The sequence below is a fragment of the Luteolibacter arcticus genome, from assembly GCF_025950235.1.
Classification (GTDB): domain Bacteria; phylum Verrucomicrobiota; class Verrucomicrobiia; order Verrucomicrobiales; family Akkermansiaceae; genus Haloferula; species Haloferula arctica.
In genome coordinates this window covers 14,131-30,051 of the sequence record NZ_JAPDDT010000018.1, presented here as the reverse complement: position 1 = coordinate 30,051, position 15,921 = coordinate 14,131, and the positions used below count along the sequence as shown (strand labels likewise).

Sequence of the window (15,921 nt, the reverse complement as noted above, 5' to 3'; positions counted from 1 at the left end):
CCCAGCGGCGGGTGATTCGATCACTTCCGCGACAGCTCCAGCGTCGCGCGCTCAATTCAGCGGGCAGAGGTAATCGGCATCGGTGGTGATTTCCAGCGGGCCCAGCCACTTCGGCACCAACGGCATGATGGCAGCGCGCTTGTCCTTGAGCTGCAGGCACGGGCCGGCGGATTCCACCAGCGATAACTCCGCGCCACCCGGTATGGAATGCTTCCATCGGTCGGGCAGTTTCCCATTCTTGAGGCGGTAGGTCTCCATTCGCAGGGCGCAGATCGTGGTCATGCGCCGCCATGAGATCCGGCGATGCTTCTCGCAGAAGTCGGCGATGAACTCGGCCTCACCCGGCGCAGGGTGGACCTCGGTGCCGGCTTCCAGTTCGGGCGGGAGTTCGCCGACCCTGCCGGTCTTCTTCCAGTGGCGTCCGAGCGCCACGGTGGCCGGCGTCGAATCCGCGAAGGCCTTGATGTTGTCGAAAAACCGCAGCGATTGCGGATTGGCGAGCCGCCAGAAGCGGGCATCGAAGCTCGGCTCCGGTCCATCGGCTGGCTTCGGAGCGACGAATGCCGCCTCTGCCTGCCGGCGTCCCCAGCCATCGACCAGCAGCAGGCTTTCCACCTCCGGGCGCGGGGCCTTGTTGAGAGCGTTCACGCGGGCTTCCAGCCGCTGGATGGTGGCGGCATCGAGCTTGCCCGAGGCAGCGAGTTGCTCGACGGCGGCCAGGCTCCGGATCTGCGCATCCCACAGCGGCTCGCGCTCGGCGAGCAGGCTGGCGGGCTCCATCGCGTTGATGCCATGGAGCAGCAGTTCCACGCGGCGCAGGGCCTCGGTGTGGTCGCCTTTCCGCACGGCGGCTTCCAGCTTGCCGCACAGGGTCTCCAGCCAGACGGCCAGGGTGGTGGGATCCACTTCACCGCCATGGAGGGCGATTCCCGCGGCGGTCCAATCGAGCTTGTCGAGGCCGGTGATGACGTCGGGATTCAAGAGGGCGACCATTTCCTGCGGGCTCTTCTTCGAGCCATTCGTCGCCTCGCGGGTGATGGCTACCAAGCCGGTCACTGCGTCGTATTGCGCCTCGGTGAGGGGGCGCTCTTCGGCGGGATATCCTTCGCGGAACTCGACCACGTTCTTTGCCAGGGCATTCAGTTGGCCGGTGCTGCCCACGAACTTCATCATGAACAGTCCCGCGATGATCGCCACCGGCAGCATGCTGGCCCACCAATAGACCGCACCGCCGAAGATCCGCGTGACAAACTTGGGCCGCTTGCGGAGGACCTCGGACAAGAGCACGTCGATCTGGCGTTCCCAGCCGCTGCTGCGCAGGAAGGCCTCGTTTTCCTCCTCACGCACGCCGCGGAAGATCCGTTGCAGTGCCTCGTGCTCGTCATCCACCGTACCCGCCCAGTCGAGACGGCGGCCGCCGCGGGCTACCTTGATCATTCGGATATCCCACGCTAAGCCGGTGAACATGCCGATTCCGATGATGCGCAAGGCGCGCGACTTCAGCGGGATACTGGCGACCAGCGTCGCCGCTGCGGAGGCGATGGTGAAGAGGGGACGGAGATACGGGAGATCGCGGAAGATCAGCAGATCGACCACCTTCCCGCCATCGAGTGGCAGGAAGGGCAAGAGGTGAAAGGCATTCAGCGCAATCGCCAGACCGCTCAGGTCCCGCAACCACATCGGCAGGCCCGGCAGGAAGAAGGCGGCGATCAAGACGGCCAGCCCTGCGACGAGGCCGGGCAGCGGGCCGGCGAGGATCACGAGGAGCTGTTGCCACGCGGGGGCGTTGAGCTTCTGTCCGCGGTCGATCGGCCCCACGAAGGGCACGAAGAAGCGGCCCATGCGGCGGTAGCCGAAAATCTTCATCATCAGCCAGTGGCCGAATTCGTGCACGAGGATCAGCCCGAGCAGCATGCCCACTGTTAGAGCCGGATTCTCACGACCGAAGGCGGCGGTGAAGGCGAATAAGGTGGCGCCGAGCAGCATCAGCCGGAGAAAGACATGCCCCATCCCGGCGGGTTGGTCGGCGTGCTTGCGATAGCGGCGGATGTCCTGCTCCACCTCCTCCTCTAGGGAGAGCTTGAGGATGCCGCCGCTGGCCCCGAGTTCCTCGTCGCCTGACGCCGTGTCCTTGCGGACGGTGGCCACATCCTTCTTGTTCGTCGAGCTGGCGTGAAAGCCTTCCCTCCGCATGAAGAAGTCACGCAGCACCATCGAGGGCGCGCGGAAGAGGGTGGGGCGGATCTCTTGCTCGCCGGAAGTACGATAGTCACCGGAGTTCAGCAGCGCCTCGTTCACGGCCTGTTCCTCGGCAGTGAGCCGCTCGATGACTTCCGCGGCGAATGGCAAGACCGCGGGGACCTCGCCCGCTAGGGTTTCGACCTGCGAGCGATGGACCTGAAGCTGTTCCTCGATCGTCGGAAACGGCCGCTGGATCAGAGCCCAATGCGCCGGTGTGCGGTGGGTCACCGGGTGGTCGGCGGTCACGATCACCCGCCCATCGGCGAGGAAGGTCATCAGCCGCAGCGAGAAGCCCGGCCGTCCTCCCTTCGGCGGCAGCGTGCCGCTGAGCAGCGCGAGCGTTCGCTCCTTCGAATTCGGCATCAGCCAGATGACGGAGTCCGGGGCATCGTCCCCCTCCGGGCGCAAGATTTGGACCACCTGATGGCCCAGATATCCCAGCCGCCCGATCCACGGCTGGCCATGGAGGGTCAACTCCCGCGGCAACATCGCCGGAGGCATCGGCGAAAATTTTGGAACGGCCCGGACCTTTCCCGTCCGCCGCAAGCTCGCCACCAGCAGCACGAAGAGGGGCAAAAGCACGGCGATGCCGAGCCACGCTGCCAGCACCCAGGCCGGCAGCAGGTCGCGAAGAGACAAGAGGCCAAGCGCCGTCATGCCCCGGATATATGGAAAATTTTAAAATTCTTCAATCCTTAATCAGGATCTCCTGATCATCAGGCACTCCCGAATCTTTGGGGGAAAGGATCATTGAAGCTCTTGAGCCAATGCACCACCCGATCGGTTATGCGGCCTGCGTGTCTAACCAAGGTTCAAGCCCAACCTCGTTCGCTTGTGAAGGGTTTCACGGGTTGCGGAGCCGGTCGAGCAGGCGCTTCGCTCCGGGACACTTCGCCTCGACTTCGGCTGGATCGATCACCTTGAGAATCTCAAAGGAACGCTTGCCCTTGGCATAGCCTTTCTCGCCACAGCCAGCCGTTGCCTTTGCCAAGGCCTCGAATACCCTGACCTTGGGAACGCTCTCCAGATCGGCCCATTTCGGGACCGCATTGTCTCGCCAGCAGTCGTGGAAAAACTTCTTCAAGGCCTCCCGATCGGCGAGAAACCATGTCTCCATGCAGGTCACCATCAGATAGGCGTCATTCCCGCCGGCCTTCTCAGGGCGCTCCCAATCATCTCGGGATTTCAGATGATCCCACTCGGTTTCACCTGCCGCCACGAGATCCTCGCTATCGACCAAGAGCAGGGGCAAAACGTCGGGCTTTCTGTTCTTCACAGCGGTTTTGTAGTCGTCGAAAGTCTGATCCCTGCCGCCGCCCCGAAACGTTGCCGGCATCTTCGTTTTCAAGCCGGCGTTCTCGAAAAATTTTCGCCAGCCCTCGCGGAACTGGGTGTCTTGGAGCTGCGAGTTGCCGCCGCCTTCGATGTAGAGTTTGATCTTCACCAGCGGTTCCCTCCGATCTCACCTTTGCTCCACAAATCCCCCAAGGAATACTTCTCCAGCCAAGCTGCCATCTGCTTGCGGTCCAGACGCTCAAAGATCGATTCCCCCTCCTGCTTCTCGCAAACGACCACGCATTCTGGATCGTCACCGAGCGCGTCGATCAGCATCCGGGAATGGGTCGTCACCACGAGTTGCGTGCGTTGCGAAGCGTCAATCAGCAGCTTCGCCACCGCCGGAATCACGTCAGGGTGGAGCCCCAACTCCGGTTCTTCGATCACAATCAATGGAGCGGGCTTGGGATTGAGGAGGATGAGCAGTAGGGCCAAATAGCGAAGCGTCCCGTCGGAAAGGCGGCTGGCTGGGATCTCCATCTCGTCACCTTCCTCAAGATAGAGTTTCAGCGTGCCGCCCGGTGCCGGACGAACGCGGACATCACGGACATCTGGGTAAAGGATCTGCATCCCAGTGACTACCTGCTTCTTGACCCGGCTGCTCATGCTGGCTGCCACGGCCGCGAGGTTCAGCCCGGCCCGGCCCAGCGAGTCCGCCCGATCATCCGGCATGTTAGGCTTCCTGATCTGGGCATGCGGTCCGAAGCTCCAATCCCGGTAAAGTTGGATGCTTGAGTACTGCTCCTCTAGGTATCGAAAGACCTCGTATCGGTTCGGTGAACGGACTTGGGTAAGAATCGAGGCTCCCGGAACAAGCTTGTCATGAGGAATCCGAGTGACCTCCTCGGTGCTGTCTTGCAGGTGAGCTACTAAAGGCTTTCCGTTTCGGTTCATGTGATAGAACCACCACGGATCCTTACGGCCTCGGGAGGGAAGTGCCATCTCTATGCGCTCATCGGCCAGCTTCAACTCATTCTGATACGAGTAAAACTGAACCGAGTGGTGGACACCTCCTCCTTGGTCGGGATCAAACTTCTCACCGGGGCCGGACACCACCCAGGAAAGCGATGCCGGTGGAGGTGAGTCGTCTAGTCCCCAGTCGCCCTTCCACATCCACTCATCCGCTCCCCCGCTTTCACTCACCGGGCCGGAAAAAGAGCGAAGCGGCGAAACGGATTCCCGGATGAGATTCAACACCTCAAGAAAATTGCTTTTCCCGCTGCCGTTCGGCCCGATCAGCACGTTCAGTGGGCGCATAGACAGGTCGATGCCCTTCGGGCCGAAGGACAGCAAACCGGAAACCTTGATGTGGCGGATGAGCATCTGGTGATGATCTAGCGGGTTCCTCCCGCTTTGATAAGACTTTGATTCCGTCGATTCCAGACCCTAGTCAGCTCGGGAACCAATTCCTCTCTCTTTTTGAACCGGTCGGACTTCTGGAGAGCGGCCTTCCTGAGAAGATGGTGCGCGATGTAGTGGCAATTCGGGCAGAGCGTGATCAGGTCGCTCAGCGAGGTCATCTTGGGATGGCGTCGTTCGCTCAAGGGATCTAGGTGATGGACCTGAACGACCTGTCCTTCGTGGTGGAATCCGCAAGCGACACAGGAGAAACGATCCCGCACCTTCGCCTTGTGAACCAGCTTGCCGCTTCGGCAGAGCCGGTATCCGGAGAAATCTTTCTTATCTCCTTCCAATTCTTCGGCCATCTCCTCCTCCCACACCTCGGCCATGACAGAAGCTGCCCGCTGCGACTTCTTTGTGATTTTCCCAACCCACAGGGGTTTGACATCCAACAGATAAAAAAACCAGCGGCGCTTCTCGTCTGAACTCGCTGAAACCCCGTAGGTGTCATAGAGCTTCTCGCGGATCCGTTGGATCTGCCTTTCCCGATCCGGGATGACTTCATCCGCGATGACATGGGAGAAAACCGAAACGATCCGCGCTTTGTTGTTTTCAGAAACAATCGCTTCGAAGCGATCCGGATTCGCAAGATGCAGCAGCATGTGATAGCTGCTGCATTTCAGGGTCGTGTAGAAATCGGCCCCGGAGTCCGGCGTGCCGTAGATCCCTTCGTGGGCGAGAGCCTCGATCTTGCTCTTCGAATCCGCGATCGTTTTGACCGCACCGTCATCCACCAAGGTTTTGAGAATCCGGGAGATGGAAAGCATCTCGAAATACTTGTTCGTGAGGTGCCACATTCCCGGATTCGCGATGCCGTGTTCGTCACTGAAGAAGTATTTCTCTCCTGACACAATCTCGTGATCGCTGAACCAGCGTAGTGCATATTCGCGCTTCGTATCGCCTCGGACGTTCCCCACCGGCATGCACCAGAGGTATTCTAGATTGGCGAAGACTCTTTTCGTGTTGTCGGCCGCTCCTTGGAATTGTCGCCGCGCCTTGTCATCGAAAGTCGAATTGGATGCATCGAACGCTTCCACGAAGCGCGCTTTGATTTCGTCGAAGGCGGAGGCGAAATCGAGCGGCTCCTTGCCGACGGTGATATGGCTCCGACGCTCGACGACAACACTGTTTAAGAACTCATCAAAGGCTTGGTATGCTTGGTAATTTTTCCAATTCATAAGGGGGATGGTAGACCTTGAACCTGCCGGCGCTCGCGTCGTTGGCGGAGATTGAACGGGCCGCTGTAGAATGCAATGACCTCGACGTTCGTGCCTCCGATTGGGTGCCCTGAACTGGCCAGAAGGTCGAACAAAACCGTGAGGCTCTAGCAGAACTAGGTGGTCGGGGTGGCGGGATTGTGGCCGAGATTTGTTCGACGATGCCGGCTCCGCTGCGCGAGTCGGCGAAAATTTTGGAACGGCCCGGAGCTTTCCCGTCCGGCGCACCCTCGCCACCAGCAGCGCGAAGAGGGGCAAAAGCACCGCGATGCCGCACCAGGCTGCCGGCACCCCGGCCGGCCGCGTCTGACAAAGCGAGGCATCGTGGTCCGCGCTCTCCGCGGGCGGGTGGAGCAGCTCTTGCTGTCCAGGGAGCGCTTTCCAGTGTCATTTCTCGCGGGTCAGCCCTCCCACGGGGAATCCCCCGCCGACCACGATCAAGACCGATTCCCCCGAGGGATAACTGACCACGGCGCAGGTCCCGCAGGAAACTTGCATGGAGATCTTCGTGCTCACGCCCTCCGCAGAGGTTTCGACGAAAAGTTCCGGAAAGGCCACGTCGGGATTGTTCAACCGGGCGGTGAGATCGAGCTTCTGGTCTTTCCAGCCGAGGCCATCGCCTGCTGCTCCGACCTTTACCTGGACGGGGGTATCTTCGCGTAGGGCTCTTTCGAGGTATTTTTGGGCCTGCGCCTTGTGAATCATGCCCCTGAGCTGTGGCCCACTTTGGAGAGGGGCCGGGCCGTCTGGCAAATCGCCGAGAAAGTCCGCGGGGATCGGCAGGATCCCGAGTTCGCCGGGGCGGAGTTCGAGCATGGACTTCGCCTTGGCCGCGAAATCGACGGCTGCGCGGCTGCTCTTGTCCGGACTGCCGTTTGCGGCGGATGAAGCGGCAGGAGATGAGGCGGCCTCGGCGAGGGAGTCCGCAGCAGCCTTGCTTTTGCCGTCGCCAGCGCTGACGAGTTTCCAAGCTGCTGGAATCCCCATGATGGCAAGCAGGAGCCAACACAGCATGAGGATTCGCGACCGCTTCATCATCGCGGTCATGGTGGGTGCCGATTCCGGGAAGAACCAAGTAGAAAGACCAAGGCAAGCCGATCGGGAAAGCGGCCTGACTCTCTGACCGGGCAACAGGAGTCAGATGGCACCAAGCGAACGCCGAACCGGATCGTGACCCTGACAGGCTACAACTGGGATCGAAGGAGCGCGGCAGCACTGCCGGCGATTTTCTCGGTGGTTGAGCGCTGGTGCCAATCTTGGATGGTGAACTCCCTCGCTTGTTGGAGATCTCGTTTGAAGACCTCAACCTCTTGAGCGGTGAACTCCGGATCGATCACATTCAGATTCGCTTCGTCATTGATGCGAAAAGAGCGGTTGTCGAAGTTCGCTGAGCCGACCGATGTCCAGTGCTCGTCGATCATCATGCATTTGCAGTGATACATGGTGGGCTGATACTCGTGGACCCGCACGCCACCCTCCAGCAGTCGACGCAACCGATGCCGGGATGCGACGCGTTCCGTCGGTGAGTCGATCGTCCGCCCAGGAAGCAAGACATCGACCTTCACGCCTCGTTCCACGCTTTCGAGAAGCGTCTGGGTTGTTAGGTCGTCAGGAAGGAAGTAGGCATTGCCGATCTGGATGCTCCGCTCCGCCGCGGCGATCGAGAGGAGATACATGAGCCGCGCGCTTTCGCTGCCCTCCATCGGGGAGCTTTTGAACATCTGGCAATGCAGGTTCCCCGCATCCTGGAGGGCGGGAAAATAGGATTCGCCGTGAAGGACGACAGCACGCGTTTTCATCCAGTTGTCGAGGAACGCCGCCTGCATCTGCGCGACGACGGGCCCCTCGACGCGATACTGGGTGTCGCGGAAGTGGTCCGGGTCGGTAGCGTCGCCATCCCAATGGTCCGCAATTCCGACACCGCCGGTAAAACCCACCTTGCCATCTACCACCAGCAGCTTGCGGTGAGTCCGGTGGTTGACCCGGGCGAAGCTGGTCATGTGATAGAGCTCCAATTCCACTCCGGCATCCACCATTTTGCGGATGGCCTGCCCGTTTACACAGTTGCAGCCGACTGCATCAATCAAGACATGAACCTTGATCCCCGCTTTCGCCTTGGCGGCGAGAAGATCGGCGAAGCGATCGGCGACCTCACCTGACCAGTAGATGAATGTCTCGAAGGTGATCGTTCGCTCTGCTTTGTCGATCGCGTCCAACATTGCGGGGAAGATTTGCCTCCCGTTTTGAAGAGGAACCACCTGATTGCCGCCGATGATGGGAGGCCCAAGCAACTGGCTCATCGCCCGTTCAAATTGCGGGTCGGCGATTCCGTAGCGCTGAGCTATCCGATGTTTGATCTTCTTTTCTCCCGAAATAAAATTCCGGATAAACACCGTGAGGAGGGCGGAGACTCCAGCGGTCAGGCCAATGGTCGCCAGTTTCTCTCGGCTGATTTGCACGGCTCCAGATCCGCCAGCTTTTTCGCGAGCGCTACTGAAAATTTTGGACGGCGGTGCATGGAACGGTAGAGCGCCCGTGCCATCCTGTAGAGCTCCTGGGGCTCAAGTGGTGATCGTGACGGCGCTTCCGCTCGCAGCCATGGAGGGTAGGTCATGCGTCTGCCGGACGGCCGGACTACTGAGGATCGTTGTCTCGTGCTATAGACACCTGTTCTGAGTTTTGAGAGGGGCACTCACCACATGGGTGAGTGCCCAGCCCTCTGCTGGAGCCGCGGCTTATTTGGGATCACCCCGGCTACAGTGAGCGCCAGATCTGCTCATGACGCGGCAAAATTGCACCTCGTCCTCTAGCACGCAAGCGGCGTGCATAAGGAGATTTTCGAAGGATGCCATCGGGAAAATCAAAGGCCCACTTGCCAACGGATGTCGAGGCATCCTTGCCTCTCGTATTGCAGCAGTGATTCTCAGTCGCTCGATCGAAAGCAATCGAACTCGCACGTCTAGCACCGACCCGGCAAGTGCCGCGGCCATCTCCGTGGGCAGATCCGCTCTAGCGTCGGCAGCTCCGTGAGTCTCTATCTCAGAGCGGGCAAAGGAGCTTTCCTCGGAAGCTGGCAAATGCTTGCGAGTGCTTGCCTGAAGATGACGTGGTGCTCGATGAGGCCGAGGTGTTTGGCGGGCGACAATTCGATCAGGCGAGCACCCGCAATGCCCTCGTGGAGCGTGCGGCTGGCAGAGGGCTTGGTGGTGGAGTCGCGATCCCCGGCGACGACCAGCGTGGGGACCTTGATGAGGGGCAGCGCCGCGAACGCATCGTAGCGCATCATCGCGAGCATTCCGCGGGCGAGCACGGCGGGAGATGCGCGGGGGCTGAAGCGGGCGGCGAAGTCCACTTGCTGCCAAGTTTCTTCGCCGGCGAAGGAGCTGAACTTGTTGATGAGATGGGTGGTGCCATTGGCGTACGACAGCCAGTTCATCAGGCGGATCAGCGGGGAGAGGGCGATGGTGAGATACATCAGGGGTTTCAGCAGCGGCACCTCCAAGGGCAGCAGGATCGCGCTGCCGGAGGTGGTCTTGACCGGGTCGGTGGGCGTCGTGTGGACCAGCATGAGAGCCCGGACGCTGGAACCCGAGGCGTGGGGAAAGAGCGCCATGTAGGTGAGGACGATCATTCCCCCGATGCTATGGCCCACAAGGACCGCAGGCTTGGCCGCAAACTCCACCACAGCCCCCAGATGACCTGCGAGTTTCAGCAGGCTGAAATCGCGATCGGAAGGGGCGGTGGAGGAGCCAAGGCCGGGGAGATCCCAGACGATCAGCCGGTAGCCCGGGGGCACATCGCGCTTCAGATAGTTCCACTCCGCGGCGGTGAGCCCCCAACCGTGCGTCGCGATCAATGGAATGCCTGCCGGCTCTCCGTAGCACTCGACATGTAGACGCGAGCCATCCGGGCGGTCGATGCCATGAACGGACTCGGGCACGGGCGAAGGACGCGGGTCGGAATCCATATCATTGCTCCCCGTGCGACCGATGCGGAGCAAGCTCAGGATAATGGGACGGCCGGCGAAAGTGAAGAGCAAGAGCAGCACCGCCGCTGCGAGCACGGCGGTCAAAGCGTCCCAACCCAGCGAGGGTGCGAAGACGGACACTCCCGCGGCGGCATCCCATCCCCACGAGCGTTGATACCAATCGTGGAAGAGGTAAGCGGCACCGCCGATGCCGGCCAGAGCGATGAGTCCTGAAAGCCAAATCACCAGGATGAAGGAGGGTATCATGGCAGGGGCTTTCGCAGACGCGGTGCCAAGAAAGCGACCCTCCGCCGCTACGGTCGATCACGTGCGAATTGACTCTGCCTTCGAGCTAGCAGACAGACGCTTTGCTTCCCCTCGTTCGCGATGAATGTGGACCAACCTAGCAGGCCGTGACGGCGGGCCTTACTCGGGCTCGGGAATCTGGTCATCGATCTCGTTGAAGTACTCCGCATCGGAAATCGCATTCCGGGCGATGACCCTCCACCGGTAGGAAGCGGTCACTTCGCCCCGCATGCAAATGAGGTAGACCTGAGGGCTGGGAAAGATGGCGACCACTTCGTGCGCTTCTGGCCCCGGCGGATGCGGGATGCCCACCTGGGCGAGGTACTCGTGATCCTCGCAGCGGTAGCGCAGCGCAAACACCCGCGCGGGCGTCACCGAAATCCCAAATTTCTGCGAGCACGCATTTGCGAGGACCTGATGGAGTAGCTGTGCTTGATCGGGATCCTCCACGCTTGGAATGAAGAACTTCATGGCCGGTTCATCCCCTTGCCAACGGCCGCAACGCCGACGTCCGCTCCAGCCCCCTTGGGTCCCTGAACGGGTCGGGAGCAGGAGCGGGAAGGACAGAAGCCGCCTGCACGAGGACGGTGGGATCAATCCGCCAGCGCGACGAAATCCACCCGCCAGTCCTTGCCGACCTTCTCCTTGTAATCGCCCGGGTGCAGAGGGCCGAATTCCTCGATGAACTTTACGGCCCGTTCCTCCGGGATAGTGAATTCGGGATGCTGGCTGTCGGAGTAGCCTTCCTCGCCCTTCTCCGCTTGCGCCTCCTTCCAGATGCGCAGGGTTTCGGCGATCGTGAGATCATCGGTCGCTTGTGGGCCGGAGGATTTCTGCTGCGTCTGCTGTTCTGAAAGTTCCGTCTTCATTGTGCATGTGGGTTTGTAAGCTCATTCGCCGGTCGGAGATGCGGGTGGAAGGCACGTGACCGATGACGAGCCTCTCACGCCCGGTGAACCTTGGGCTTAGGCACCGGGGGGAATCTTCTTCGCAGACCTCGCGCCAATTTTTCCCGCGGGTCGTTTCTCAGAGTCCATGATCTTACTCTTCCTTCGCGACGGGTGGTCCCACTGCCACGGCGTCTTTGTCCGGCTGAATGGTCCGTCCGGAAGCATTGGCGCGGACCTGGGTGAATTCCGCGCCGAAGAGCAGAATGATCGATGAGTAATAAACCCACAGCAACACCAGCGCGAGGGAACCGGCAGCTCCATAGGCCGAGGCAGTGGCCTCGCGGCCCAAATACCATGAGATGGCGAACTTTCCGGCAACGAACAATGCGGCCGTCACCAGCGAGCCGGTCACCACGTCGCGCCAACGTATCCTCGCATCCGGCAGCACCTTGAAGATCGCGGCAAACAGTCCCCACACGACCAGGAAGGTCACGAGGGTACCCATCGCGGCCACGATCGCGGGCGCTGTATCAAACGCGCTCGCCGCATATTTCGCCGCCCCTTCCAGCGATGCCGTCAAGAGCATCGAGACCAGCAGCAGGAAGCCGGTGCCAAGGACCATGGCGAAAGACAGGAAGCGGTCCTTGATGAATCCCCGGATTCCGCGGCCGTCGCGACGCTTCACTCCCCATACGGTATTCAGCGCTTCCTGCAATTGGCCGAAGACTCCACTCGCTCCGAATAGCAGCATCGCGACGCCTCCGAGCGAAACCCACGCATTGGTGGCCGGTCGTCGGGCGCTCTGCACCATCTCCTCCACGGCGAAGGCACCCGGACCGAGCGATTGTTTGAGAAAGGAGCCGAGTTCCTCGTTGACCGTATTGGCATCCACCAGTGTCCCCGCAATCGCGACCGCGATCACCAGCAGGGGAGCGATGGAGAAGATCGAGTAGTAGGCAAGTGCAGCGCTCAGGCTGAGAGCGCCGTCCTCGATGAACTCGTCTCCGGTTTGGCGAAGCATCTGCCAGATGGTCGGTCGTTGCCGTTGCATGAGTTGGGTGTTGGTGAAGGTCGTGGTCGGAGTTCGACTGCTCTTTGCACGCACTGATCCAAGCTTCTTTCATTAGCGGCAAATGGACTCCGTGGATGACCGACGGCGAAAATTTCCCATTCAAGGCAGGGGCTTGTTCATAGGCCTCGGGTGAATTGCGGCGCCGAAGGTGCACACTGCATCCGTTCCGTGCGCCTTGCCGAGGGTCCGCTGACGCGATGATCAACCTGCGGATGGTCCTTCCGACCGGTGACGATCCAGGCGGCGCACGATCGGCGTGGCGAGGATACCGTGCAGCACGATGGACATTAGCACGACCAGCGCCGTGAACGCCCAAAGCCGCCCGGCGTCCGCGAAGTCGTGTCGGCCCAAGGCGTAGGCCAAATAGTAGAGCGAGCCGATTCCCCGCACGCCGAAGAAGCTGATCGCCCATCTTTCCCTGCCGCTGGCCTCAGTGAATCCCGCCAGCCCGATCATTCCCGCCAGCGGGCGGATGAGAATCACTGTCAAGACGGCAGCGATCACCAGCGATGCGTCCAGCGGTGCAAGCAACCCGCCGGCGATCGCACCTCCGAATGCGAACAGGACGATCGCGGTCAGGACCCGCTCCGCCATTTCGGAAAAGGAGTGGAGCGCCTCGTGAAAGCGATGTTCGCGGCGTTGATTGCGTATTGCCAGCGCTCCCACGAAGACGGCGAGGAAGCCGTAGCCTGCGAGGGCCTCGGTGACCCCGTAGATCATGAGCGTGGCCGCCAGCGCCCCGGGGCCCACCATGGCAGTGGCCGTGCGGCTACGGGCTGGGATGGAGAGGATGAGACGTCCGAGGATGTTGCCGAGCAGTGCTCCGCTCAGACCGCCCACTACGAGGCGATAGACCACATCGCCCAGCGCCCAGTCCACCACCCAGTCACCCCAGGCGGCGGAGATCGCAAGCGCCAGAGCTGCATGGACGAAAGGAAACGCCATCGCGTCATTGAGGCCGGCCTCCGACGTGAGGATGAAGCGGAACTCGTCTTCCTCCTTCTCGGCGGGGGCGTTGTTGCCGTGGACTTCCACATCGTGGGAGCCACGCTGCGGCGGACCCACCTGGATCTCCGACGCCAGCACCGGATCGGTGGGGGCGATGACTGCGCCTAACAGCAGTGCCGCCGCAGGAGCCAGACCGGCCAGCCCCCAGCCTGCCAGCGCGGTCGCCGCGATGGTCAGGGGCATGGTGATCCCCAGCAGCCGCCATGTGCCGTTCCATGCCCTCCATTGGAAAGGCCTGTCGATCTTCAGGCCGGCACCCATCAGCGAGACGATGACCACCGCTTCGCACAGCTTTTCGGTCGCGTAGCCCTGCACCTGAGGATCCGGCCGTGGGAGGCCTAGAGGCAATGCGAAGACGGCATAACCGAAAGTGACCAGGATGATCGGCATCGACAGCGGCAAGCGCCACAGCAGCCGTGGCAAGAAGGCGGCCGCGAACATTGCCATCCCCACCAAGGCATACAGCAGAGGGAGCTGCGCGGCTGAGGCCTCCGGTGGAAAGGGGAATCGTGCGAGTAGGGACATGCTTTGCCGGTGGGATTCCGATTTGTTAGGGCTGATCTTGTTGGAGCAGCCACTCGTTTGCGGCCACCGCGCATTTCAGTCCGTCGGCGGCAGCAATCATGGCCAGTTGAAGCCCACTGCTGGCATTCCCGGCCACAAAGAGTCCGGGCATGGGGGTTCTTCCCGCATCGTCGCATTCGGCTTGGCCGCCGTCCGTCAGGTTGCATCCCATCCGGTCCAGAAAATCGTGATGTTGGATCTGGGTAGCGACGAGGAAGATGGCCGTGCACCCGATCACGGTGCCGTCTCCCAGTTCAAGGGCCGAAACCTTCCCCGAGTCGTTGCGTAACTTGAGTACCGGGCTCGCGTGGACGGTGACGCCCAGGCTTTGCAACCGCTTTCGAAGTCCATCATCGAGCGCTTGCCCTGTGACAAACAGCGCGACGGAGTCGCTCCACAGGAGGAGTTCCGCCGCGAGGTCCGCAGCAGGCTTGCCCGATCCGATGACGGCGAGTTGCCCATCGGCATTTTCCCAGCCGTCGCAGTAGGGACAGGGGAAGACGCTCTTCCCGTAGCACTCCGCCATGCCGGGGATGTCGGGAAGACTGTCGATCAAGCCGGTGGCGATCACCATGGCCCGGCAGTGGAAATGCCCGCCTCCTTTCGAGACCACACGGAAGATCCCGTTCGACTGCTCGAGCTGTTCGATGCCGTCCTTGAACATGGAAACGTTGGGGTAGGCTGCCACCTGCCCGCGACCCGTTTGGAGAATCTCAACGGGTGAGCTGGCTGGGATCCCCAGAAAGCAATTCACCCGCGACGACATTTCGTTCCGGGGCCGGCCTTCGTCGAAAAGCGCCACTCTCCGCCTGCATCGCCCTAGCAGCATGGCCGCACTCAGCCCGGCGGGGCCACCCCCGATGACGATGGCATCGAGTGTGGGTGTTTCGTTCTTCATGTGGCGGACCATGGGTCAGGTTGCGCGATCTACCAGCAAGGATATGAAAGGACGCCAGGTGGCTGCCGGTGGCGCGTGCATGGGGCAGCTTTCATCGGTTGGTTTGAAAGGCGGCAGGGAGATGCCTGTTGCAATTCACCGGCACGGGATAATGGAAGTGGGGATGAATCGATTTCTCCAAGTTCTCGGCCGCTGGAGGCAGGAACCATTGATCCCGGCAGTCCTGTTGTTGATAGCGGGTGGCCTTTGGATATTCCTTGAGATCGCGGATGAGATCGGGGAGGGAGAATCCCATCATATTGACGAGGCGATTCTCCTGGCCATGCGGGAGCCGGGTGACCTTTCCAATCCCATTGGCTCCGGGCGGCTGGAGGAGATGGGGCGTGATCTCACCGCGCTGGGAGGATTCACGATTCTCACTGGCCTCACGCTGGTCTCGATCGGGATAGCGCTGTTCTTGAAAAGGCCGCGGATTGCCGCGCTCATCGCGATCGCCATCACCAGTGGGTCCTTCCTTAGCACCCTGCTCAAGCGTGGATTCGACCGGCCGCGGCCGGACCTCGTCCCACACGGCACGGTGGTAACCAACGCGAGCTTCCCCAGTGGACACTCGATGATGGCGGCGGTGGTCTATCTCACACTGGGAATCCTTTTGGCACGCACCCAGACCAGCCGGCCGCTGCGAATCTACCTGATCGCAGTCTCGGTGATTGTTACCGTGCTGGTGGGAGTCAGCAGGGTGTATCTAGGCGTACACTGGCCAACCGACGTGCTGGCTGGGTGGACGGTCGGTGCGGCGTGGGCGCTGCTATTCGGCCTGATCGCCCTCCGCATCGACAAACGTTAGTCGTCTCCCTAAGCCCATCGCATGCGAAAGCAACGGGTCCATAGCAGTATGCATGGGGTGGATGCATAATGCTTCCGACCGAAACCGGGATGCAGGGGAATCCCGCCCGAAACATCGCTTCATCAAGCTTGGGTGGGGAGAGCCGGATCTAGGGAAGCGGGCACGGGAGCGGCTA

Annotated in this window: 13 protein-coding genes; 1 reads left to right on the top strand and 12 read right to left on the bottom strand. The window is 61.2% G+C overall.

Translation table 11 applies throughout. The features are described from left to right. Positions 1 to 51 precede the first annotated feature (51 nt). The 12 genes from OKA05_RS25060 to OKA05_RS25005 form a co-directional block, all read right to left on the bottom strand. On the bottom strand, positions 52 to 2,898 hold the full coding sequence (locus OKA05_RS25060; protein ID WP_264489956.1) for a site-2 protease family protein: 2,847 nt from the start codon (positions 2,896 to 2,898) through the stop codon (positions 52 to 54). A gap of 187 nt (positions 2,899 to 3,085) precedes the next feature. Next, positions 3,086 to 3,685 carry a DUF4276 family protein gene (locus tag OKA05_RS25055; RefSeq protein WP_264489955.1) on the bottom strand — a complete coding sequence of 200 codons (600 nt, stop codon included), beginning with the start codon at positions 3,683 to 3,685 and terminating at the stop codon, positions 3,086 to 3,088. After that, the gene (locus OKA05_RS25050) at positions 3,682 to 4,899 is read right to left on the bottom strand and encodes an AAA family ATPase (RefSeq protein WP_264489954.1); all 1,218 of its coding nucleotides are present in this window, start codon (positions 4,897 to 4,899) and stop codon (positions 3,682 to 3,684) included. The genes OKA05_RS25055 and OKA05_RS25050 overlap by 4 nt, the downstream gene beginning before the upstream one ends. Positions 4,900 to 4,910: 11 nt before the next feature. Then, positions 4,911 to 6,458 (bottom strand): HNH endonuclease signature motif containing protein, encoded by a 1,548-nt coding sequence (locus OKA05_RS25045; RefSeq protein ID WP_264489953.1) that lies wholly within the window; start codon positions 6,456 to 6,458, stop codon positions 4,911 to 4,913. 123 nt (positions 6,459 to 6,581) lie between these two features. Beyond that, positions 6,582 to 7,208, bottom strand: coding sequence for a hypothetical protein (locus OKA05_RS25040; RefSeq protein ID WP_264489952.1), 627 nt, complete (start codon positions 7,206 to 7,208; stop codon positions 6,582 to 6,584). Between the two features lie 170 nt (positions 7,209 to 7,378). Further along, positions 7,379 to 8,653 (bottom strand): phospholipase D-like domain-containing protein, encoded by a 1,275-nt coding sequence (locus OKA05_RS25035; protein ID WP_264489951.1) that lies wholly within the window; start codon positions 8,651 to 8,653, stop codon positions 7,379 to 7,381. Positions 8,654 to 9,228: 575 nt separating this feature from the next. Next, the gene (locus OKA05_RS25030) at positions 9,229 to 10,428 is read right to left on the bottom strand and encodes an alpha/beta fold hydrolase (protein ID WP_264489950.1); all 1,200 of its coding nucleotides are present in this window, start codon (positions 10,426 to 10,428) and stop codon (positions 9,229 to 9,231) included. A gap of 159 nt (positions 10,429 to 10,587) precedes the next feature. Next, positions 10,588 to 10,938 carry a hypothetical protein gene (locus tag OKA05_RS25025; RefSeq protein WP_264489949.1) on the bottom strand — a complete coding sequence of 117 codons (351 nt, stop codon included), beginning with the start codon at positions 10,936 to 10,938 and terminating at the stop codon, positions 10,588 to 10,590. A gap of 122 nt (positions 10,939 to 11,060) precedes the next feature. Continuing rightward, positions 11,061 to 11,336, bottom strand: coding sequence for a hypothetical protein (locus tag OKA05_RS25020; protein ID WP_264489948.1), 276 nt, complete (start codon positions 11,334 to 11,336; stop codon positions 11,061 to 11,063). A 172-nt stretch (positions 11,337 to 11,508) separates the two neighbouring features. Further along, positions 11,509 to 12,408 (bottom strand): YihY/virulence factor BrkB family protein, encoded by a 900-nt coding sequence (locus OKA05_RS25015; RefSeq protein WP_264489947.1) that lies wholly within the window; start codon positions 12,406 to 12,408, stop codon positions 11,509 to 11,511. Between the two features lie 222 nt (positions 12,409 to 12,630). Further along, positions 12,631 to 13,962: a cation:proton antiporter gene (locus tag OKA05_RS25010; RefSeq protein WP_264489946.1), complete on the bottom strand. Its 1,332-nt coding sequence runs from the start codon at positions 13,960 to 13,962 to the stop codon at positions 12,631 to 12,633. Between the two features lie 25 nt (positions 13,963 to 13,987). Further along, positions 13,988 to 14,830, bottom strand: a complete 843-nt coding sequence (locus OKA05_RS25005; RefSeq protein WP_264490018.1) for an NAD(P)/FAD-dependent oxidoreductase — start codon at positions 14,828 to 14,830, stop codon at positions 13,988 to 13,990. Between OKA05_RS25005 and OKA05_RS25000 the strand changes: the two genes are divergently transcribed. After that, the gene (locus OKA05_RS25000) at positions 14,829 to 15,746 is read left to right on the top strand and encodes a phosphatase PAP2 family protein (protein ID WP_264489945.1); all 918 of its coding nucleotides are present in this window, start codon (positions 14,829 to 14,831) and stop codon (positions 15,744 to 15,746) included. The genes OKA05_RS25005 and OKA05_RS25000 overlap by 2 nt on opposite strands. Positions 15,747 to 15,921 lie beyond the last annotated feature (175 nt).